Genomic DNA, 19,410 nt, shown 5'->3' with positions numbered 1-19,410 from the left:
AGCGCGCCGATCTGCCCGACGGTTCGCCGCTCGAGACCGCCTTCACCCGGATGCAGACCGACCGCGAGGCCGAAGCCGAAACTATCAAGGCAAGGGGCGGCAAGGACGCGCAGATCATCCGTGCCGAAGCAGAAGCACAGGCCGCTGCTACCTATGCCGCCGCCTATGGTAAGGATCCCAAGTTCTACGATTTCTATCGCGCGATGGAGAGCTACCGCCGTACGTTCGGGCAGGGCACGGGCGAAAGCTCACTGGTCCTGTCTGACGACAGCGAATATTTCCGGCAGTTTCGTGGCCAGCGCTGACGGGGTACCTCTCGGCTAACCATTAGCGATCCGACGAGCGACCCACTGGAGACTACCGATTACATCTGTCGTTCAATCGACGTTAAGTGCGAAAGTCGCTTTATCGGAGTCTTGAAGGCGGAAACCAAAGCGCCGCTGACGCGCTTTGAAATGAAGAGGAACAGAAGGACGTGAAGCCCGTGCGTTACGTATATGGATTGACAAGTGCGCTGCTGATTGGCGGCGCTACAGCCTCTCTGGTGGCCGGATACCCGGCGGGTGCTCAAGTCGCCCAGAACGACGAGACGCATATGCGCCAGATGGTCCCGCGCGCAGGAGCGCCCGAGAGTTTTGCCGACCTGACCGCCCAGCTGCAGCCGGCGGTGGTCAACATCGCCACCCGCCAGCGCGTGGAAGTTCAGGCCAACAATCCCTTTGCCGGAACGCCCTTTGCCGATCTGTTCGGTCGGCGCGGGCAGCAGGCCCAGCCGCAGACTCGTGAAGCGCAATCGCTGGGCAGCGGCTTCATCGTTTCATCCGATGGCTATGTCGTGACCAACAATCACGTGGTCGCTCCAGACAACCGGGCCACGCTGGAGGAAATCACCATCACCATGCCTGACGGCACGGAATATGAGGCCGATCTGGTCGGAGCGGACCCCGCATCCGATCTGGCGGTACTGAAGATCAAGTCCAACCAGAGCTTCCCCTTCGTCAAATTCGGGGACTCCGCGCATGTGCGCGCGGGCGACTGGGTGATTGCGATCGGCAATCCCTTCGGGCTTGGCGGCACCGTCACGAGCGGGATCGTTTCCGCCGTGCTGCGCAACACCGGCGGCGGCGCCTATGACCGCTACATCCAGACCGATGCCAGCATCAACCGCGGCAATTCGGGCGGTCCGCTGTTCGACATGAAGGGCAATGTGATCGGCATCAACAATGCCATCTTCTCGCCCACAGGCGGCAGCGTGGGCATCGGCTTTGCGATTCCTGCAGAGACCGCGGCCCCGATTGTCGCCAAGCTGCGCGCAGGCGAGGAAATCGAGCGCGGCTTCCTGGGCGTGACGATCCAGCCGGTAACCGAAGATCTGGCGGATTCGCTGGGGCTGCCGCGCAACCGCGGCGAGTTCGTCCAGTCGGTCCAGTCCGACGGTGCAGCCGACCGGGCCGGTATCAAGCCGGGCGACGTCGTGACCAGTATCGACGGGAAAAATGTGACGAAGGATCAGACGCTGTCCTTCCTGGTCGCCAATATCAAGCCGGGCACCCGCATCCCGATCGAGCTGATCCGCGATGGCAGGGCGCGCACTGTCCAGGCCACGATCAGCAAGCGCCCGAGCGAGGACGAACTGCGCCAGCAACAGATGTTCGATCCGAATGCCCAGCCAGACCAGGGACCGACGCAGCCCGATAGCGCAATCACCGACAAGCTGGGCCTTCAGGTCCTGCCGTTAACGCCGCAGATCGCGCGCCAGCTTGGTGCCGACGAAGACACTGTCGGGCTGGTTATCGGTGCGGTCGATCCCAATGCAGATGCAGCCCGCAAGGGCCTGCAGCGCGGCGATATCGTACTCTCCGCCAACTACCGCGAAGTTGCTTCGGTCAGCGACCTTGAGTCGATCGTCGAAGAGGCCGAGAACGCGGGGCGCGATGCAGTGTTGCTGCGTGTTCAGCGTCGCGGCGGCACGCCGGCTTACTTCCCGGTACGTATTCGCCGCTGATCCTGCCCTCTCAAGGACGCGAACGGGCGCTGCGGTTCAATCCGCGGCGCCCTTTTCGTTTGGGAAAGTGTGTCTGGACCAAACCCGACGCGGGGCCATTAGGAATTTGTCCACGCGCCCTAATACCCGGGCGGAGGCTGCCTCGGCTCGTTTGCCATCTCGCTCGGCCTCACCGTGCGCGGCATCGGGGGCTCAGCCGGTGGCTGAGGTGAATCGGGCGGCAGGTCCTGTCCCGTGGCACGTTCAAGGAACTCGTCGCTGGCCGCCTGTCCTGCTTCGCTGGGCAAGTCGGGCCGCAAACGCTCGCGGGGCAGTTGCTCACCTTCGACCGGGAACGGCAGTTCGCCCTGCGGATCGGCTTCGCGCCTGCCAGGTTCGATCAGATTGCCCTGCTCGTCGATGAAATAGTAATCGTCCGGGTCGCCGTAGAGATACTCATCGTCGGGTTCGAGCCTCCACTCGGGCAATTGCAGCTCTGTATCGAATTCCTCGACAGGGCGATCCTTCACCGCATAGCGCATGAAGGCGGCGAAGGCCTGCGCCGGGGCACGCCCGCCCTGCAGCCCCGGTACGCGCTTGTTGTCATCGCGCCCCATCCATACGCCGGTCGTGACCCCACTGGAAAATCCGACGAAATAGCCATCCTTGTTGGAGCTGGTGGTGCCGGTCTTGCCAGCTACCGGACGCCCGATCTGTGCAGCCTTGCCGGTGCCGGTGTTGACCGCCGTTTGCAGCAGGTCTGTGATCCCGGCCGCGACATAGTCAGGCACCAATTGGCTCGTCCGCGGTTTCTCATGCCGGTAGATTGTTTCGCCACCTGCCGTCGTCACCTTGATGACGCCAAAGGGTTCGACCGAAGTGCCGCGCGCCGAAACCGCCGCAAAGGCGCGCGTCATGTCGAGCAACCGCACTTCGCTGCTGCCGAGCACCATCGAAGGATAGGTCGAAATAGGCGAGGTAATTCCGAACCGCCGCGCCATCGATGCGACTGTGCCGAAACCGACCTCGTTCCCGAGCTGCGCCGCGACCGTATTGATCGAATAGGCAAAAGCGGTGCGCAAATCGATCTCGCCGACATTGCGGCCGCTGGAATTGCGCGGGCTCCAGCCGTTGATCGTGACTGGTGTATCGACCACCCGGTCGTCAGGCGTGTAGCCCGCTTCCAGCGCGGCGAGATAGACGAACAGCTTCCATGCCGACCCTGGCTGGCGCATGGCATTGGTGGCGCGGTTGTAATTGGTTTCGACGTAGTCGGTACCGCCCACCATCGCCAGGATCGCCCCGTCGCGGTCGAGGCTGACCAGGGCACCTTGCGCACCCTTGGGCGCATTGGCCTTGACCGCCGCCGTGGCCGCTTGCTGCATGCCGACATCGATAGTGGTCCAGACCTCGATCGGTTCGAATGTTTCAGGCAGCAATATGTCGAGCTGCGGCAGCACCCAATCGGTGAAATAGCGGACCGAGTTCTGTCCGGTGCTCTTCTTCAACTTGACCGAATCGACATCGACCTTCGCTTGCGATGCCGTGATGTAGCCCTGCTCCTGCATCAATTGCAGCACCACGCGTGCACGGCCAACCGCTGCATCGACATCGGCAGTGGGCGAATAGCTCGACGGAGCCTTCACAAGTCCCGCGATGATCGCCGCTTCGGCAGTCGAGAGCCGGGTCGCCGGATGGCTGAAGAAATTGCGGCTGGCGCTGTCGATACCGTAGGCCCCGCCGCCGAAATAGACCTTGTTGAGATATAGCTCGAGGATCTGCTCCTTCGAGAACTTCCATTCGAGCGCCATCGCCAGCACGGCTTCGCGCAGTTTGCGGTCAAAGGTGCGATTGTTGTTGAGGAAGACGTTGCGTGCGAGCTGCTGCGTGATGGTCGACGTGCCGCCAATGCGCTTGTCACCCGTAAAGGATTCCACGATCGCGCCTGTGAGGCGGATCGGATCGACCCCGAAATGCGAATAGAAGCGCCGGTCTTCGACTGCGACCATCGCATCCTTCATCGTGGCGGGAATCTCGTCATGGTCGAGCCATTCGCCGAAGCTCGGCCCAAGTTCCACAATCTCGCTTCCATCGCGTGCGCGCACCAGGATGGTCTGGGCGTTCTGCGTCGCCTTGAGTTGGTAATAGCTGGGCAGCGACTTGGCGGCGAAAGCGACCGCGATGCCCAGCACCACGATACCAAGCACTGCAAGTCCTGTGCCCCACAACAGCAGGCGCCTGGCCCAGCGCGCGAAGGGAGAGTTGCCGCCGCCTTTGCCGCCTCCGCGACCTCCACCGCCGGAACTGCGGCGCGAACGACGCTTGCCGGATTGCTCCTGCGAACGCCTTTCAGAAGCAGCACGGCGGCTACCGCGCTTGCCCATCCGCATTTTGGCTCCCCGCTTGGAAGTCACTACCCGTCCGTCACTTGCAATGGTCCACGATCATCCAATCACCTGCATAGGCGAGTTGTAACCCGGCGTGAACGGGCGCGGGGAGCTATTCCCCGTCCTTCGCATCGAAGTCGAGCGAAGCCGAATTTATGCAATAGCGCATACCGCCCTGGTCGGGAGGTCCGTCGGGGAAGACATGGCCCAGATGGCCGCCGCATTTCGCGCACAGCACTTCGGTGCGGATCATGCCGAAGGAAGTGTCGCTGCGTTCCTCCACCGTATCCCCGCCAGCGGGCCTGGTGAAGGCGGGCCAGCCGCAACCGCTGTTATATTTGGCGTCGCTTTCGAACAGCACGGTACCGCAACCGGCACACATATATTCGCCTGCTGCGTAGTGCTTGTCATACTGGCCGGTGAAGGCGCGCTCGGTCCCGGCTTCGCGCAGCACGTGATACTGCTCGGGCGTCAGGCGTTCGCGCCATTCGGCGTCGGTAAGATCGATTTTCTCTGACATCACCACATCCTCACATATCCACCTGGGCATAATGCGGCGGAGGCTGGATCACGTCCATCCGCTCTGTCAGCAGCGGGCGGAAGCTGGGACGGCTCTTGAACACGGAATACCAGCCGCGCGTCTGCTCATGCCCCTTCCAGTCGATTCCGCCGAGATAGTCGGCGACTGAAATCTGCGCCGCGGCGGCAAGATCCGCCAGGCTCATGCGCGATCCGGCGAGCCAGGGCCGGTTGTCGATCAGCCAGTCCATATAGTCGAGATGGCCATGCGCCAGCTTCATCGCTTCGCGCAAAACGCGCGAATCGGGCGGCTGGCGCAGCACGATCCGCTTCTTCATCCGTTCGTTGAGCAGCGGGGCGGTGACATCGTTGTAGAAGTTCTCGTCGAACAGCGCGACCAACCGGCGGATTTCCGCACGATTGGCCGCAGTGCCGTTGATCATCGGTGAAGTCTCGACCGTCTCTTCGAAATATTCGGCGATGGCTCGGCTGTCAGCCAGGATCAGCTCGCGCTCGGCATCCATCAGCACCGGCGTGCGCCCGGCGGGGTTGAGGTTGAAGAACATGTCGCTTGCCGACCACGGGTCTTCACGAACCATGTCATAAGCGATGTTCTTTTCGCCCATCAGCAAACGAATCTTGCGACTGAACGGACAGAGAGGGAATTGGTACAGGCGCCACATATGGATCGTCCTAATGCCGGATGGGGCGATGCGCGTCTATACAGTAACTATACAGTATCGCTCGCTGGCCGAAGCCAGCGAGCGGCGCGATGATCAGAAGCGACCCTCGGATCTGATCTCCTCGCGCAAGGACTGTCCCATTGCTTCGAGCATCGGACGCATCGCATCCATACTCCTGGCCATGGCGGCCATCATTCCCATCATATGCGGCACCTTGTCGGCGATTTCCGCAGGCAGACGATCTGCGCCCGGTCCGGCCAGATCGCGCACAGTGGCGTTTCGATCGACATCGGGACCATCTTCACCAGTAGCCTCGGACAGGGCTTCCATCATCGGCCCGACGGGCATTGCAAGGAAGATTTCGCCCATTGCATCCACCATGCCGGCGATGCGTTCTTGCTCTTCGGGATCGCTCAACCGGTCCGAAAGATCCGCCACGCGCGAATCGGAATCGGGGACGACCTCTTGTGCAGCGAGCGAAACGGGGCTGGCGGCAGCAAGCGCTGCCGCAACGGCAAGATAGGAGGACCGCATGGCATTCTCCGGTGATTTAGGGTTGCCTGCGCTCTAATTCAGCTTCGCTTGCAGAAAGCTGAACGAAAAGCCGCATTTGCCGATTATCAGCGTAATAATCGGGAGAGCCTAGATTCCCGAGGCGTCCAGCATCGCAAGACAGGATGGCATGACCTTGTCCACCTCGTTCTGATCGAGCAGGCGCTGCGCCTCCTTGCTTGCAAGTTCTGCCACCTGGTCGCGATCAAGCCCGGTTTCGTCAATCAGTTGCGCCATGGTCCGCACGAAGAACTCGCGCCCGCGCGGATCGAGATCGGGCCATTGCAGCATCGACTCCTCGCCATGTGCCTGACCATAGGAAACCAGCGCGAAGGCGGCCGAGCAGCGCAGGGCCGCCTGCCCTTCAGCTGAAATCTGCGGTGCGGGCGCAGCGGCAGCGCCCGGAGTGCCGGCCGCAAGCAAGGCGGCGAGAAATGCGGTTTGGATCATGCGCGTAGCCTATAGCAGCCGAAATGAACCGCGCGCTACAAATACGCGCTTGCTCACTCGCCGGAGCCATCCTAGGTCGCAATTAAGTTTCAAAGGAGAACCAATATGTTCAGCCATGTGATGCTAGGCGCTACCGATATCGAGGCATCGAAGAAGTTCTATGACGCGGTCCTGGGCGTACTGGGCGCGGGCGAGCCCAATCGTGACGTGAAGGACGACGGAACTGTGCGCCTGTTCTACATCCACAATGGCGGCATCTTCTGCTTGAGCAATCCGATCGACGGGAACCCGGCGACGTGCGGCAATGGTTCGACCATCGGCTTCGCATGCGAAAGCCTGGAGCAGGTCAAGGCTTTCCACGACGCAGGCGTGGCCAATGGCGGCACTTCGATCGAAGACCCGCCCGGCCCTCGCCAAGGTGCCATGGGAACGCTGGACCTCGCCTATCTGCGCGATCCGTCGGGCAACAAGGTCTGCGCGCTGCACAGGGCAGGCTGAGTTGAGGGCAGGTTGATTTGGAGGCTGGCTGAACAGCCTGGAGTTCCAGCTAGCGGCTGAGCCTGAACACCGCGAATTCGGCGCGCCAGTTTGCACCGGCGCCGCCGATCGCGCGCTCTCCGGCGAAGAACCAGCTATCCTCCACCCGCACGCCCATATCCGCGATCAGGTCGCGGAAATCGGCGACCGTCACATGGTGGATGTTCTGCGTCTCGTACCAGCTCACGGGCAGCGCACGCGTAACCGGCATCTTGCCGCCGAACAACAGCGCGGCGCGCATCCGCCAATGGGCGAAATTGGGAAAGCTGACGAAAGCCTGCCGCCCGACCCTCAAGAGCTGGTCCAGCATCCGGTCGGGCCGCGCTGCGGTCTGCAATGTCTGGCTCAGGATGGCGTAATCGAATGCCTTGTCAGGATAATCGGCCAGGTCGCGATCGGCATCTCCCTGCACCACAGAAAGTCCCTTCGCCACGCAGCGCTCGACGCAGGTCGGATCGATCTCCAGCCCGCGCGCATCGACATTGTGTCGCGCGACGAGCTCTGCCAGCAGCCGCCCGTCACCACAGCCGATGTCGAGCACGCGGCTGCCCGGTGCGACATTCTCTGCGATCACCGCAAGGTCGGGCCGCAAGGGCTTGCCGTTTGCCGCGCCGCTCATTCGAGGAATCCCTTGATGACGCGATCGAGCGCAGGAACCTCAAGCAGAAAGCTGTCATGTCCGAAAGGCGCGCTGAGTTCGACGAAGCTGACCGGTGCGCCCGCCGCATTGAGCGCATGAACGATGTGGCGGCTTTCCGCCGTGGGATAGAGCCAGTCGCTGTCGAAACTGACCAGGCAGAAGCGCGCTTTCGTACCGGCAAAGGCATCGGCAAGCAGGCCGCCGCGCTCCTCTGCCAGGTCGAAATAATCCATCGCGCGGGTGATATAGAGATAGCTGTTCGCGTCGAAGCGCTGGGTAAAGCCGCTGCCCTGATAGCGCAGATAGCTCTCGACCTGGAAATCGGCATCGAAGCCGAAGCTCTTGGATTCGCGATTCTGCAGCCGCCGTCCGAACTTCTCCGTCAGCCCCTCTTCGGAAAGATAGGTGATATGCGCCGCCATGCGCGCCACAGCCAGCCCGTTGTCCGGCGAGGCGCCACCATAATAGTCGCCATCCTTCCAGTTAGGATCGGCCATGATTGCCTGCCGCCCGACTTCGTGGAAGGCGATATTCTGCGCCGAATGGCGCGCGGTCGCAGCGATTACCAGCACCCGCGCGGCACGCTCGGGAAAATTGGCGGCCAGGCTCAGCGCCTGCATCCCGCCCATCGAACCGCCGATCACCGTGTGCAATTGCTCGATCCCCAATTGATCAAGCATGGCCATTTGCGCGCGCACCATGTCACGGATCGTGATGACCGGAAAACGCATGGCATAGGGCGCACCATCAGGGGCGAGGCTGGCCGGCCCGGTCGAGCCCATGCAGCTGCCGATCACATTGGCGCAAATGACGTGGAACCGATCCGTATCGATCGGCTTTCCCGGCCCCACCATTCGTTCCCACCAACCGGGCTTGCCTGTAATTGGATGATCGGACGCAGCATATTGGTCGCCCGTCAGTGCATGGCAGACAAGCACGGCATTGGATCGTTCCACGTTCAGCTCGCCATAGGCTTCATAGGCGATCTCGACACCCGCAAGGCTCTGCCCGCTGTCGAGCGGCAGGTCTGCTGCGAGCGTGACGCTCTTCGAGGCGGGCGAGGCGGCCATGGGGGATGCGACTTGGGCGAGGGCGCGCGCGCTGTCAATCACAGTGTCAATCGCACACTTGCCCAAGTCCCATTTCGCCCTGTCTTTGCAGCAGGAAAGCCGCTATGCGCCCGCCGTCATGAGCGAGCAGCAATCACAGCGTCCCGAAGGCAAACCATGGGTGATGGGCATCCACGCCTATGTGCCGGGCAAGGCGAAGGCGGCAGACGGGCGGCGGCTGATCAAGCTGTCCGCCAACGAGAATCCTCTCGGCACCAGCGAGGCGGCATTGGCAGCACGCGCGCAGGCAGCGGGCCCGGCCAGCTATCCAGACCCCGAGAGTATCGAGCTGCGCACTGCCATCGGCGCATTGCACGGGATCGATCCCGCGCGGATCGTTTGCGGTACAGGTTCGGACGAATTGCTCAACCTCGCCGCGCAAGGCTTTGCCGGGCCGGGCGACGAAGTGCTGTTCAGCCGTTTCAGCTTCGCCGTCTATGACATTGCTGCAAGGCGATGCGGCGCAACGCCGGTCGAGGCGACCGACAAGGATTACGCCACCGATGTCGACGCACTGCTGGGTGCTGTGACAGAGCGGACCCGCGTCGTGTTTGTCGCCAATCCAAACAACCCTACCGGCACCTACCTGCCGCGCGGCGAGATCCAGCGGCTCCATGCGGGCCTGCCGAGCAATGTGCTGCTCGTGATCGACCAGGCCTATGCCGAATATGTCGTGCCGGGCGAAGATGATGACGGACTCGCGCTCGCGGCGGCGCATGACAACGTGCTCGTCACGCGCACTTTTTCAAAGATCTACGGGCTTGCCGGCGAGCGTGTCGGCTGGGCGACAGGTGCGCCGCATCTGATCGATGTGCTGCACCGCATTCGCGGCCCGTTCAACGTCACCGCCAGTGGACAGGCTGCCGCTCTTGCTGCGCTGGGCGACCAGGACTTCGTCGAGCGGTCGCGCACTCACAACGCCACGGAGCTCGCTCGCTTCACCGCTTCGATCCAGGCGCTGGGCAATCACGGGCTGCGCCCCATTCCCAGCAGCGCCAACTTCCTGCTGGTCTTGTTCGAAGGCGACCTGACTGCCGAGCGGGCGTTGGATGCGATTGCCGAAGCGGGCTACGCCGTGCGGCACCTGCCCAGCCAGGGCCTGCCGCAAGCGCTGCGCATCACCATCGGCAAGCGTGAAGACATGGACGCAATCACGAATGTGCTGCGCGGGCTGGTTGGAGAATCCGCATGAGCACGGAACGCGCCATCAAATCTGTGGCGATCATCGGGCTCGGCCTGCTCGGCGGTTCGATCGGGCTGGCCATTGCCGAACATGCACCGGAGATCGCCACCGCCGGCTATGACGCCGACCCGAAGGTTCGCGACAAGGCGCGCGAGCTGGGGCTAGTCGGATCAGTCGCCGACAGCGCCGCCGACGCCGTGCGCGAAGCCGATCTGGTGATCCTCTGCGTGCCTGTCGGCGCAATGGCGGGCGCCGCGCATGACATCGCCGATACCCTGCCCGCCCATGCTATTGTGAGCGATGTCGGATCATCGAAGCAGAGCGTTGCCGAAGACCTCAGAGCCGCGCTGCCTAACAACCGCGTAGTCCCCGCGCACCCGGTAGCCGGCACCGAGCAGAGCGGACCCGAAGCGGGCTTTGCCAGCCTGTTCGAGAACCGCTGGTGCATCCTCACGCCGCCCACCGGGACCAATGGCGACGCGGTCAATGCGCTATCGGATTTCTGGACCCGGCTCGGCGCGCGGGTCGAGCTGATGGATGCCGAACACCACGATCTGGTGCTGGCCGTCACCAGCCACATCCCTCACCTGATCGCCTACACCATCGTCGGCACAGCTTCGGACCTCGAGGATGTGACGCGCAGCGAAGTGATCAAGTACTCGGCCGGCGGCTTCCGCGACTTCACGCGCATCGCCGCTTCGGATCCGACCATGTGGCGCGACGTCTTCCTCAACAACAAGCCTGCCGTGCTGGAAATGCTGGGCCGCTTCACCGAGGACTTGACGGCGTTGCAGCGCGCCATCCGCCGCGACGACGGCGAAGCGCTGTTCGAACTGTTCACCCGCACGCGCGCAATCCGCCGCGGGATCATCGAAGAAGGCCAGGACGACGAACGGCCCGATTTCGGCCGCGAGCACTGAGGGGATTTCCTGGCCGAGAGGGAGGCTGGTCAAAACGGGCGCGCAAGCGCTCGAACTGGAACGGAGTAGTCCTACACGTCCTACACCCGTTCGAGCGCGACATGCGGCTCTGGCGGTAATTCGATCCCGATTGTATCATCAGGCCTGACGATACCGCCGCTCACCACCACTGCCATGATTCCCGCGCGCCGCTCGATCGCGCCATCCGCACCCTTGCGCACGACTTCGCCCAACAGGCCGGGACGGAATGCCTCGATCTGCGCACAGGGATTGCGCAGCCCAGTGATCTCGATCACCGCCTCCCGACCAAGCCGGAGGTGCGTTCCGCGCGGCAGCTCCGACAATGCGATGCCCGAAGTGGTCACGTTTTCGCCCAGATCGCCGGGGCTGAACGCATAACCCTTACCGTTCATCTCCTCGATCACCTCGAACGCAAGTAGATGGACCTGCCGCAGATTGGGCTGATCGGGGTTCACCGCCACTCTCGAACGGTGCTGGACTTTCTCCCCACAGTGCGCGTCGCCATCAACGCCCAGCCCGGCGATCAGGCGTATCTCAGTCTCAAGCACTTTGGAAAAGCGGTGCGAACCATCGCGCGCTACCGCAACCACCCTCGGCGCGCCATCAATCATTGAGCGCGTTGATCGCGGCGTGGACCCTTCGTTCAGCCTCCTCGCGCGGAAGGCCGGGCGGGATCGTTTCTCCGAAGCGATATGTGACTGTCCCGCTTCGCTTCCACAGACGGTGGTACAGCGGGCCGCTATTGACCGCGACCGGCACCACCGGAATGCCCAGCAGCTTGTAGATCCCGGCAAAGCCTGCCTGCAGAGGGGGCCTGGAGCCATGCGGAACCCGCGTTCCTTCAGGGAAGAGTACCAGCGGGCGCCCCTCGGCCAGCCGCTTGCGCGCAGCAGCAAGCATGTGGCGCAAGGCGCGCGCGCCAGCATCTCGTGAAACCGGGGTAAGGCCATAGACCCGCGCCGCGCGGCCCCAGCCGGGAATCGCAAACAGCTCTCGCTTGGCGAAAACTGATGGAAAATCGAGTAGCGTGGGCGCGTCGATCGCTTCGAAGAAACTCTCATGCTTGATCGCCAGCAGCACCGGTTCCTGCGGAATCTCGCCCTCGATCCGCACTTCGATGCCGAGCAAATGCGTAACGCACCAGCGGTGCCAGTCAGTCCACGCCCGTACCACGCGGCGCAGCACAGCGCGGCTCACGAAGGATGCCAACGCCGATGCAATTACCAGCACCGTGCTGATGCCGTAGAATATCGGATAGTAGATCAGGCTGCGGATCACCGGCATTGCGCCACTCACAGTTCGGTCAGGCCGCGCGCCCAGCTGGCGAGAAGCTTGTGATATTCCAGGAAGAGGGTGCCGAGATCCGGCTGAGACGGCACCGCATCGTGGACGACAGTCACATCCTCGGGCAGCATCCGCGCCAGTTCGGAGGTTGCCCGCCGCATGTGCCAGTCGGTGGTTACCAGCCGGAGCGATGAGACTTCATTCTCGCGTACCCATTTGGCCGTTTCGGTCGCGTTGCTGCGCGTGTCGACAGCGGCAAAGCCGAGCGTGACGCAGCATTGCATCTGCCGGGCGCTGACGCCGAACTCGGCGGCGAACTCGCGCGGCGTCACCTCGGGATCTACTCCGGTGACGAGCAGCGCCTTGGCCAGACCTTCATCGAGCACTTCCAGCCCGTGAGGAATACGGCCCGCTGCCCCAGTTGGGACAATGACCGCATCGGTCCGGGCATCGCCGGCGGGCTGAGGCAAGGCAATTGCGAACCACAGGAAGCCGAACGCCCAAACGAGCACCAGGGCGGCAATGAAGCGACTGATCATAGCATCCGCCTCAATGCTCGCATCACGGTGATCCGCGCAGTGAGCAGCGCCACCAGCATTCCGGCCAGCGGGATCGCGGCAATCACCAGCCAGTCGATCCGGGAAAGTGTGCCGCCCGCGATCATGCCCGAATCGAGCCCTTCGAATTGCTGCCCGATCAGCAATACCGCCAGCCCTCCCAGCACCAGACCGATCAACCCGCCCAGTGCCGCGTCTATCGCCACCGAACGCTGGAAGATGCGCGCGATCTGCTCGTCAGTGCCGCCCAGCAGGTGGACGATCTCCACCGTCTCGTGATGGTTGGTGAAAGCGCTGCGTGCCGCGAGCCAGACCGCGGCCGCACCAGTCACAGACAGCAGCGCGATCAGCACCAGTGCCAGATATTGCAGCGCGGAGAGGGCGGAATAGACCGGCTTGAGCCAGCTCGACTGCGCATCGACCCGCGCGCCCGGCGCAGTCTTCTCGACCAGCGCCTGCAGGCGCGCCACTTCCGCTTCGTCGGCTTCGCGCCGCAATTCCACATCGATCAATGCGGGCACGGGCACCGCGCCTTCCGCATCGAGCGAACCCAGCCACGGTTCGAGCAGGGCGCCGAGTTCTTCCTGTGGCACGGCGCGCAGCGATGCGACTGCCGGATCCTGCACCAGCTCAGCCGCCACCGCACGCGATTGCTTCTCGCGCAGTTCGGCATTGGCCTCGGCAATCTGGACCGTCACGGCACCTGAAAGGTCTGCACGCGCGCGGTCCGCCAGATTGTTAAGGCCCAGCCCCCCGGCCGCAGCGATCACGATCAGCGCGATCATGATCGCAATCACCCATGAGACAGGCCCCGCAATCCGGCGTTGCGGCACCAGGCTGGCCGAGCGTCGCCCGGACAGGCGGGGCAAGTCGCGAAACAGCGAGCGTCCTATCTGCGGAGGTTTCTTCATTGTCCGCCCTGCGCCCCCGTATCGCGGCGCGCGGGCCCCGGTCGCGGCGGATAGCGCAAGGCGCCGGTAGGATCGGCGAGCCGCCCCTTGTCGAGCCGCATGATGAGCGAATCCGTTACCTTCTTGAGCAAATGGACATCGTGGGTCGCCACCACCACAGTTGTACCCAACCGGTTCAACGCTTCGAACAGGCGCAGCAGCTTGAGCGCCATTTCCGGGTCGACGTTGCCGGTCGGCTCGTCAGCCACGAGCAATTCGGGCCGGGCTATCACTGCGCGCGCGATCGCCACGCGCTGCTGCTCACCGCCCGACATTTGCGCCGGCACCGCTTCCGACCGATGGGCAAGGCCCACCCACTCCAGCATCTCTGCAACCGGCTTGCGCAATTCGCCATCGCGCACGCCCGCCACCCGCAACGGAAGCGCAACATTCTCGAATGCGGTCAGGTGGTCCACCAGGCGGAAATCCTGGAAGACGACGCCCAGCCGCCTGCGAAAACCCGGAAGGCGGGCTCGCGGCAGGGTAATCATGTCCTGACCGAACATGCGGATTGCACCGCGCGAAGGCCGCTGCGCGAGATAAAGCAGTTTCAACAGGCTGGTCTTGCCTGCGCCGGATGCCCCGGTGAGGAAATAGAACCGGCCAGGGTGCAGCGAGAACGACAGGTTCCGCAGCACTTCTGGATCGGTGCCGTAACGGAGCCCGACATTGTCGAATGTCACGATGTCGCCCTGGCGCTCGCTCATGCCGCGGCTGTATCCCAAGGTATGCTGGCTGCAAACATAATCATGGCTCGGCGGCGCCATATCGGGGTTTCGATGTGGAAAAAAGCCGCCTTTGCGCTTCGAACATCGGCGGCGCTCTTGTTGCCGGTGATGCACCGCCTTAATGCCTGAAACTGCATGATCATCGCCTGCCCCGCCTGCAAGACGCGATATGTCGTCCCCGATAGCGCCATCGGCGTTGAAGGCCGCACGGTGCGCTGCGCGAAGTGCAAGCATAGCTGGTTCCAGGACGGACCGGAGCTCGAAGCGCCGGCAAAGCCTGCCGATGAGGTTGCCGATCCGGTTCCGGCAGCGCCCCGGGAAGCGACCCCACCCACTCCTGAGGCGGAGCCCGCACCAACTCCTGAGGCAGGGCCCGCAGCGCCAGACGAGAGCGAGCCCGCTGCCGAGGCAGGACCTACGCCCAAACCTTCGGTCAGTCACTGGCGCACGCCCGCGGGTGCACGCGAAGCGGCCAGAGCCGCAGTCGCCCAGCGCGTGGTGGAAGAGCCTTCGCCCGAGCCGCCAGCTCCCCCTTCTTACGAGCAACCACCGCAGCCAGCCGCAGAAAGTGCGCCGGAGCCTGAACCGGCCTTCTATGGGCAGGATGAGGACGATGCCTCGCAGTTCGATTACGAACCGCCATTTCGCCCACGGCGCAATCCGCTCAAATTGTGGACAGCTGCGGCCATGGTCTTTGCTGCGCTGGCGCTGGGAACGGCGGTTGGTGTCAGCTATTGGGGCATGCCTGACTGGGTTCCGGTGACGCGACCCACTTTTGGCGTCAATCAGCCCAATCTGCGGCTGGAGTTTCCGCCCGGCCAGCAAGATCGCCGGACGCTCCCCAATGGCACGGAATATTTCGGAGCCAGCGGGACGGTCACCAACATCGGGCGCGAAACCGTGGCGGTGCCGCCGATCCGGATCGTGCTGAGGGACGAACGCGACCGCATCGTCTATGATTGGTCGATCGTACCGCCCAAGCCCGAACTTGCGCCCGGCGAGACCGTGGCGATCAAGGAAGCCGTGACGGATATCCCGCGCGCGGCCAAATTTGCCGAGATCGGGTGGAAACCCAAATAATCTAACTTCCCGTGCGGCAAGTCCGCTTGGCCAATGCAAAGTGCTTGCGGTGTATGCAGCCCCTTGCTAGGGGGCCGCACCTGTTCACGAGGGGCTGACGATTCTGCCCCTTTTTGATGACTGTGTGCGGTCGTGGCGGAACTGGTAGACGCGCAACGTTGAGGTCGTTGTGGCCGAAAGGCCGTGGAAGTTCGAGTCTTCTCGACCGCACCATACAGTCCAGGGATACCGGACAATTCGAAATGGGCTTAGAGGACTAACCCCGAAACCGCGCAGTTCTGCGGGGTTTCGCATGTCCGGTTTTCGGAACTGCAGTCAGAGACTGCACTTCGATCTGCCGATATCGGCCGAATATCATGGCCTGCCTCAGGCCGTGAAAAACTGACTGCAATGGGAATGGATCGGCCCAAATATTGCCTTTACTAAGCCGGGGCTCATGCCTCGTCCTATGGTTCCAACCCATACTGAGCATATTCTTTGCTCATGCCCGGGAATGTGCGTGACAGATAAGACAAATCGCTTGCAGCAGACCTGTCGCCAAGTTCGCGCTGGATGAAGGCTCGTAAATATCGAGCCTGCCTCAATTGTGGAACCAGCGCGACAGCTGCATTTGCGTCGGCCAAGGCCTTGTCCGGCTCCCCTAGCCGCAACCATGCGAGAGCGCGACTGTCGAGCGCGGCGGCAGCCGAACTTCCTTGCGAAACGGCGCGATTGCAAACGTCGATCATCTGATCAAACCCGACACTGAACCGCGCGCGGTACCAGCAAGAAGCATTGTAGAGATACGCCTGGCCCGGACGCTCCTCAATCAGAGCGTCGATATCTGCGAGGCCTTCGTCAGCGCGCCCCGCATAGGCTAGGATGTCGGCCCGAGTATGGACGAAGTTTTCGTGATTCTCACCATAGTCATCGAACTCTTCGATCAGCGCCATTGCCTCGTCACTGTCTCCGTTCTCACCCAGCAAGCGAGCGAGATACATGGCGAAGTCAGCCGATGGCGAAACCTCGAACGCTTTACGCGCATCCGCGATCGCGCCTTCCAGGTCCCCGAGAGAGTACCGGGTGTCGGCGCGAGCGGTATAGTTCTCCGCCACCGGGTCTAGTTCGATCGCCTTCGTATAGTCCGTCAGCGCCCCTTTGAAATCAGTCGTGCCAAATCGGAAACTGGCGCGGTTGAGGTAAGGTCTGGCTTCGTCCGGATCTCGATCGATCACCACCTGATAGGCTTCTTCGAGTGGCTTGAGCCGTTTGCGCAGCGCGGACTTGCCATATTCCCACGAACGAGCCGCATTTGCCGGCGCAGTCAGGAACGGGGCCGAGTTTTTGAGGCGCTGGGCCCTTGCCTTCGCTGCGGGAATCTCGGCAGCCCGCAATTCGCCACCGGTGCTCTCATGCCGTTCATGCGCCGTAAGCACATTGCCACCGAGTTCCACCGTCCGAACCACACGCCTTCCGGCATATTCCAGATCTGTTTGCGCCTTTCCTCTTAGGAGGTAGCCAGGCTCCCCTTCGGGCAGGCGCACAGTCAGATCATACTTCTCGAGCGTTGGGCCTCCCAAATTAACGGGAATCTCGCGCCAGGCAGGACGGCTTCGATCGGCATTGAAGTTGATATTGGAACTAGGAAGTGAAGTGAGCCTTTGCCTCTTTCTCTCACCATCGGCTTGCCATGGGGATGTAAAGATACTTGAATAGTGAACGGTCGCAATCCCGGAGGCCTCGTCATAGGCGAAGTCGCCATCGATGACGTTCGCTCCGCGAAACTGCGAGCTGGCAAAATTATCGTAGAAGTCTTCGAGCTGCTCGGCGCTGGCTTGCTTGAAGATTGCATCATACTGGCTGGCCATGGGGCCGGAGAATCGGGCGGTGACATCCGCAATCGTGGGAAGGTCCACCCCACCGCGCTGATCCAACACGATATCCAGATCGATCGATGGAACCGAAGGAACGCGCGGTTCAATCTCCTGAAGATCGGCGCCATCCGTGCTAATCGGAAGGTAGAACCGGAAATCGGGCGTATCCGCGATACTGGCAAGTCTAGTGCCCGCAGAGGTTCCATCAAGCCAATAGGATACGCCGCCAATTGTCGCCCGGACGATCACGTGGTCGAATGCAGCCGGCATGGGCAGCGTGTCCGGCACTGCATCGCCAGCTCTGGCACTGACCAACACCGGTTCTGCTTCAATGCCCAGTCCATCCAGGATCGCCAGCAGAAGCAGAGACTTTGCCTTGCAATCGCCATAACGGGTCTTCCAGGTCTCTTCCGGCGCCTGCGGTCGATAATTGCCGCCCGCCATGCCGTTGAGGAGATAGCTGATCTTGTTCTGAACCAGCTCGGTCGCCAAGGCTGCCTGACCCAGAGGATCATCGGTCTGGCTTTTGATCCTTTCGATTTCCGCCGCCAGTGAGCCGCCTGGAGTTACTGTGTCTTCTACAGTGTAGAGCGGCGCAAAGACCTGCGAGACCTCTCGCCAGTTGGCAAAGGTACCGGCCTGAAAGATTGGGCCTCGAGTCACCCGCGTCGGCGCATCGCCGGGAAGGTCTTCGCGTTTGGGCAGAGGCAATTCGACCGAGACGAATTGGTATTTCCCCTTCATCTCTTCATGCGCGTCAATTCGATCGGGCCCGGCCTTCCACCGCACCTCCTCGTCCGAAGGCCAGGACAGGATGATCCTGCCGAACGATGCCTCGAACGGCTCCATCAGCAGCGGAGAAACCTGCTGCGCGTTGCCTTTCAGCGTCTCGTCTTTCAGAGTCTGCGTATAGGAGATCCGCAGGATATCCCCTATTCTCAGGCCCGGGACCGGCATCGTAGCAGTCAGCATGCCATCCAAAGCGCGCTGCTCCAGATTGGTTTCCCGGCGCAAGACGGAGTATCGAGCGTCACCGGCCAGCACATCGATGGTCTCCTCGCCGCGCAGGATTTCCACCCGGTGCACAGTGAGGTTGCCTTTATCAGGCAGCCACAACAAGCTGCTCGTACCCGCACCTGTCAGTGCCTGGGGACTGTCGAGCCGCACCGCCTGGTCGACATAAATCGTGACGGTACCGCCTTCTATTCTTTGCTGGATATCGAGCAACGCGAGCGGCGTCTTTTCTTCCCGATCGACCTTGGTGCCATCGGTCACTTCGACCCAGTCAGCCGTTGGCCCATATCTCACCGTATCGTCCGCATGCGCTGGCGCGGAAATTACTGCCGTCGTTGCCAGACAGGCCAATCCAATTGATCGCATCCATTGCCCCTGATCTTCTCAAGAACTTGACGTAATAGCCGCGAAAATCAGAGATGTAACCTGTGCAGATGGTTCAGCGTCAACGCATGCACGCTGGGAAGTGTCAGTCTAACGCTAACCTCTCTCCCCTTGCGACACTGAGTCGCATAGGAGTGCTGGGATGCAGCCCATTTCCTTCAAGCGACATCGCTTTTCGCCCTTCTCCAGCAAGACAATGCGAAAATACCCAAACCGCGATTTCGCGGAGTGGCAAGCCGCGTCCGCTGCTGAGAAATGAAACTCAGTGACTGCGCATCAGTGCGGCCTGCGGGCGTTAATTTGACAATGCTTTCGGGTGCATTTGCCTAATCTGGACCAGACTGTTTTCCTCTAGGACCGTGCAAAGGGCCTGGTCGAACTGCGCTCGATCACTTTGCATGGCAATCGCAATTGGTCTCCGACTCCGGAAGGCCCCTTTTCTCCTATAAGCATAGCGATTGTGGCTTCGACCATATCGGCGATAGGCTGGTTGACCGTTGTGAGCGGCACAGGCGTAAGGCGTGCGTAGGGAGAATCGTCGAATCCAGCCACCGAAAGGCCATTGGGTACACCAA

The 19,410-nt window shown here is 62.2% G+C and carries 19 protein-coding genes, 1 tRNA gene and 1 pseudogene; 7 read left to right on the top strand and 14 right to left on the bottom strand.

The window, feature by feature from the left end:
* Together ACQY6C_RS14050 and ACQY6C_RS14045 are read left to right on the top strand one after the other, a co-directional pair.
* A pseudogene (locus ACQY6C_RS14050) lies at positions 1-305 on the top strand (protease modulator HflC); the annotation flags it as partial.
* Positions 306-484: 179 nt separating this feature from the next.
* Entirely contained in the window at positions 485-2,005 is a 1,521-nt protein-coding gene (locus ACQY6C_RS14045; protein ID WP_427969784.1) for a Do family serine endopeptidase, read from the top strand.
* A 119-nt stretch (positions 2,006-2,124) separates the two neighbouring features.
* On the opposite strand, the gene ACQY6C_RS14040 is transcribed toward ACQY6C_RS14045, so the two are convergent.
* The 5 genes from ACQY6C_RS14040 to ACQY6C_RS14020 all read right to left on the bottom strand — a co-directional run bounded on the left by ACQY6C_RS14040 (position 2,125) and on the right by ACQY6C_RS14020 (position 6,575).
* A complete protein-coding gene (locus tag ACQY6C_RS14040; protein WP_427969790.1) occupies positions 2,125-4,368 on the bottom strand; it encodes a transglycosylase domain-containing protein in 2,244 nt (747 codons plus the stop codon).
* A gap of 115 nt (positions 4,369-4,483) precedes the next feature.
* Positions 4,484-4,891 carry a peptide-methionine (R)-S-oxide reductase MsrB gene (msrB, locus tag ACQY6C_RS14035; protein ID WP_427969782.1) on the bottom strand — a complete coding sequence of 136 codons (408 nt, stop codon included), beginning with the start codon at positions 4,889-4,891 and terminating at the stop codon, positions 4,484-4,486.
* A 10-nt stretch (positions 4,892-4,901) separates the two neighbouring features.
* Positions 4,902-5,573: a glutathione S-transferase family protein gene (locus ACQY6C_RS14030; protein WP_427969780.1), complete on the bottom strand. Its 672-nt coding sequence runs from the start codon at positions 5,571-5,573 to the stop codon at positions 4,902-4,904.
* A gap of 93 nt (positions 5,574-5,666) precedes the next feature.
* Positions 5,667-6,107, bottom strand: a complete 441-nt coding sequence (locus ACQY6C_RS14025; RefSeq protein WP_427969778.1) for a hypothetical protein — start codon at positions 6,105-6,107, stop codon at positions 5,667-5,669.
* A 108-nt stretch (positions 6,108-6,215) separates the two neighbouring features.
* On the bottom strand, positions 6,216-6,575 hold the full coding sequence (locus ACQY6C_RS14020; protein ID WP_427969776.1) for a hypothetical protein: 360 nt from the start codon (positions 6,573-6,575) through the stop codon (positions 6,216-6,218).
* 105 nt (positions 6,576-6,680) lie between these two features.
* On the opposite strand from ACQY6C_RS14020, the gene ACQY6C_RS14015 reads away from it, so the two are divergent.
* Positions 6,681-7,073 carry a VOC family protein gene (locus ACQY6C_RS14015; RefSeq protein WP_427969774.1) on the top strand — a complete coding sequence of 131 codons (393 nt, stop codon included), beginning with the start codon at positions 6,681-6,683 and terminating at the stop codon, positions 7,071-7,073.
* Between the two features lie 49 nt (positions 7,074-7,122).
* Here the strand turns inward: ACQY6C_RS14015 and metW are convergent, their stop codons facing one another.
* Complete coding sequence (metW, locus tag ACQY6C_RS14010; RefSeq protein ID WP_427969772.1) at positions 7,123-7,731, bottom strand: methionine biosynthesis protein MetW; 609 nt, start codon at positions 7,729-7,731, stop codon at positions 7,123-7,125.
* Positions 7,728-8,822, bottom strand: a complete 1,095-nt coding sequence (gene metX / locus ACQY6C_RS14005; protein WP_427969771.1) for a homoserine O-acetyltransferase MetX — start codon at positions 8,820-8,822, stop codon at positions 7,728-7,730. Before metX ends, metW begins: the two co-directional genes overlap by 4 nt.
* A 118-nt stretch (positions 8,823-8,940) precedes the next feature.
* Between metX and hisC the strand changes: the two genes are divergently transcribed.
* Positions 8,941-10,053, top strand: coding sequence for a histidinol-phosphate transaminase (gene hisC, locus ACQY6C_RS14000; protein ID WP_427969788.1), 1,113 nt, complete (start codon positions 8,941-8,943; stop codon positions 10,051-10,053).
* On the top strand, positions 10,050-10,964 hold the full coding sequence (locus ACQY6C_RS13995; RefSeq protein WP_427969769.1) for a prephenate/arogenate dehydrogenase family protein: 915 nt from the start codon (positions 10,050-10,052) through the stop codon (positions 10,962-10,964). Before hisC ends, ACQY6C_RS13995 begins: the two co-directional genes overlap by 4 nt.
* An 80-nt stretch (positions 10,965-11,044) precedes the next feature.
* Here ACQY6C_RS13995 and ACQY6C_RS13990 read toward each other — a convergent pair whose 3' ends face one another.
* Genes ACQY6C_RS13990 through ftsE form a run of 5 tightly spaced genes read right to left on the bottom strand, consistent with a single transcriptional unit; the run spans position 11,045 to position 14,483 of the window.
* Entirely contained in the window at positions 11,045-11,596 is a 552-nt protein-coding gene (locus tag ACQY6C_RS13990) for an MOSC domain-containing protein (protein ID WP_427969767.1), read from the bottom strand.
* Entirely contained in the window at positions 11,589-12,269 is a 681-nt protein-coding gene (locus tag ACQY6C_RS13985; RefSeq protein WP_427969786.1) for a lysophospholipid acyltransferase family protein, read from the bottom strand. The genes ACQY6C_RS13990 and ACQY6C_RS13985 overlap by 8 nt, the downstream gene beginning before the upstream one ends.
* 8 nt (positions 12,270-12,277) lie before the next feature.
* Positions 12,278-12,808 carry a YdcF family protein gene (locus ACQY6C_RS13980; RefSeq protein WP_427969765.1) on the bottom strand — a complete coding sequence of 177 codons (531 nt, stop codon included), beginning with the start codon at positions 12,806-12,808 and terminating at the stop codon, positions 12,278-12,280.
* Positions 12,805-13,737 carry a cell division protein FtsX gene (locus tag ACQY6C_RS13975; RefSeq protein ID WP_427969763.1) on the bottom strand — a complete coding sequence of 311 codons (933 nt, stop codon included), beginning with the start codon at positions 13,735-13,737 and terminating at the stop codon, positions 12,805-12,807. The genes ACQY6C_RS13980 and ACQY6C_RS13975 overlap by 4 nt, the downstream gene beginning before the upstream one ends.
* Positions 13,734-14,483 carry a cell division ATP-binding protein FtsE gene (ftsE, locus tag ACQY6C_RS13970; protein WP_427969761.1) on the bottom strand — a complete coding sequence of 250 codons (750 nt, stop codon included), beginning with the start codon at positions 14,481-14,483 and terminating at the stop codon, positions 13,734-13,736. Before ftsE ends, ACQY6C_RS13975 begins: the two co-directional genes overlap by 4 nt.
* A 156-nt stretch (positions 14,484-14,639) precedes the next feature.
* Between ftsE and ACQY6C_RS13965 the strand changes: the two genes are divergently transcribed.
* Both ACQY6C_RS13965 and ACQY6C_RS13960 read left to right on the top strand, forming a co-directional pair.
* Positions 14,640-15,584 (top strand): MJ0042-type zinc finger domain-containing protein, encoded by a 945-nt coding sequence (locus ACQY6C_RS13965; RefSeq protein ID WP_427969759.1) that lies wholly within the window; start codon positions 14,640-14,642, stop codon positions 15,582-15,584.
* Between the two features lie 126 nt (positions 15,585-15,710).
* A tRNA-Leu gene (locus tag ACQY6C_RS13960) sits at positions 15,711-15,797 on the top strand.
* Between the two features lie 233 nt (positions 15,798-16,030).
* Here the strand turns inward: ACQY6C_RS13960 and ACQY6C_RS13955 are convergent.
* Together ACQY6C_RS13955 and ACQY6C_RS13950 are read right to left on the bottom strand one after the other, a co-directional pair.
* Positions 16,031-18,802, bottom strand: a complete 2,772-nt coding sequence (locus ACQY6C_RS13955; RefSeq protein WP_427969757.1) for a DUF3857 domain-containing protein — start codon at positions 18,800-18,802, stop codon at positions 16,031-16,033.
* A gap of 384 nt (positions 18,803-19,186) precedes the next feature.
* The coding region (locus ACQY6C_RS13950; protein WP_427969755.1) for a substrate-binding domain-containing protein at positions 19,187-19,410 on the bottom strand (224 nt) is incomplete at its 5' end.

It is taken from the genome of Altererythrobacter sp. (assembly GCF_050299635.1).
In the GTDB taxonomy this organism is placed as follows: domain Bacteria; phylum Pseudomonadota; class Alphaproteobacteria; order Sphingomonadales; family Sphingomonadaceae; genus Erythrobacter.
Note: the sequence above shows the minus strand (reverse complement) of the source record. Positions and strands in the feature narration are given on the sequence as shown.

Coding starts and splice junctions, on each gene's coding strand:
- metW (WP_427969772.1), bottom strand. CDS start 7,731: ATGAGCGGCGCGGCAAACGGCAAGCCCTTGCGGCCCGACCTTGCGGTG.
- ACQY6C_RS14025 (WP_427969778.1), bottom strand. CDS start 6,107: ATGCGGTCCTCCTATCTTGCCGTTGCGGCAGCGCTTGCTGCCGCCAGC.
- ACQY6C_RS13965 (WP_427969759.1), top strand. CDS start 14,640: ATGATCATCGCCTGCCCCGCCTGCAAGACGCGATATGTCGTCCCCGAT.
- ACQY6C_RS14040 (WP_427969790.1), bottom strand. CDS start 4,368: ATGGGCAAGCGCGGTAGCCGCCGTGCTGCTTCTGAAAGGCGTTCGCAG.
- ACQY6C_RS13975 (WP_427969763.1), bottom strand. CDS start 13,737: ATGAAGAAACCTCCGCAGATAGGACGCTCGCTGTTTCGCGACTTGCCC.
- ACQY6C_RS13995 (WP_427969769.1), top strand. CDS start 10,050: ATGAGCACGGAACGCGCCATCAAATCTGTGGCGATCATCGGGCTCGGC.
- ftsE (WP_427969761.1), bottom strand. CDS start 14,483: ATGAGCGAGCGCCAGGGCGACATCGTGACATTCGACAATGTCGGGCTC.
- ACQY6C_RS14030 (WP_427969780.1), bottom strand. CDS start 5,573: ATGTGGCGCCTGTACCAATTCCCTCTCTGTCCGTTCAGTCGCAAGATT.
- ACQY6C_RS14015 (WP_427969774.1), top strand. CDS start 6,681: ATGTTCAGCCATGTGATGCTAGGCGCTACCGATATCGAGGCATCGAAG.
- ACQY6C_RS13980 (WP_427969765.1), bottom strand. CDS start 12,808: ATGATCAGTCGCTTCATTGCCGCCCTGGTGCTCGTTTGGGCGTTCGGC.
- metX (WP_427969771.1), bottom strand. CDS start 8,822: ATGGCCGCCTCGCCCGCCTCGAAGAGCGTCACGCTCGCAGCAGACCTG.
- ACQY6C_RS13990 (WP_427969767.1), bottom strand. CDS start 11,596: ATGATTGATGGCGCGCCGAGGGTGGTTGCGGTAGCGCGCGATGGTTCG.
- ACQY6C_RS13985 (WP_427969786.1), bottom strand. CDS start 12,269: ATGCCGGTGATCCGCAGCCTGATCTACTATCCGATATTCTACGGCATC.
- hisC (WP_427969788.1), top strand. CDS start 8,941: ATGAGCGAGCAGCAATCACAGCGTCCCGAAGGCAAACCATGGGTGATG.
- msrB (WP_427969782.1), bottom strand. CDS start 4,891: ATGTCAGAGAAAATCGATCTTACCGACGCCGAATGGCGCGAACGCCTG.
- ACQY6C_RS14020 (WP_427969776.1), bottom strand. CDS start 6,575: ATGATCCAAACCGCATTTCTCGCCGCCTTGCTTGCGGCCGGCACTCCG.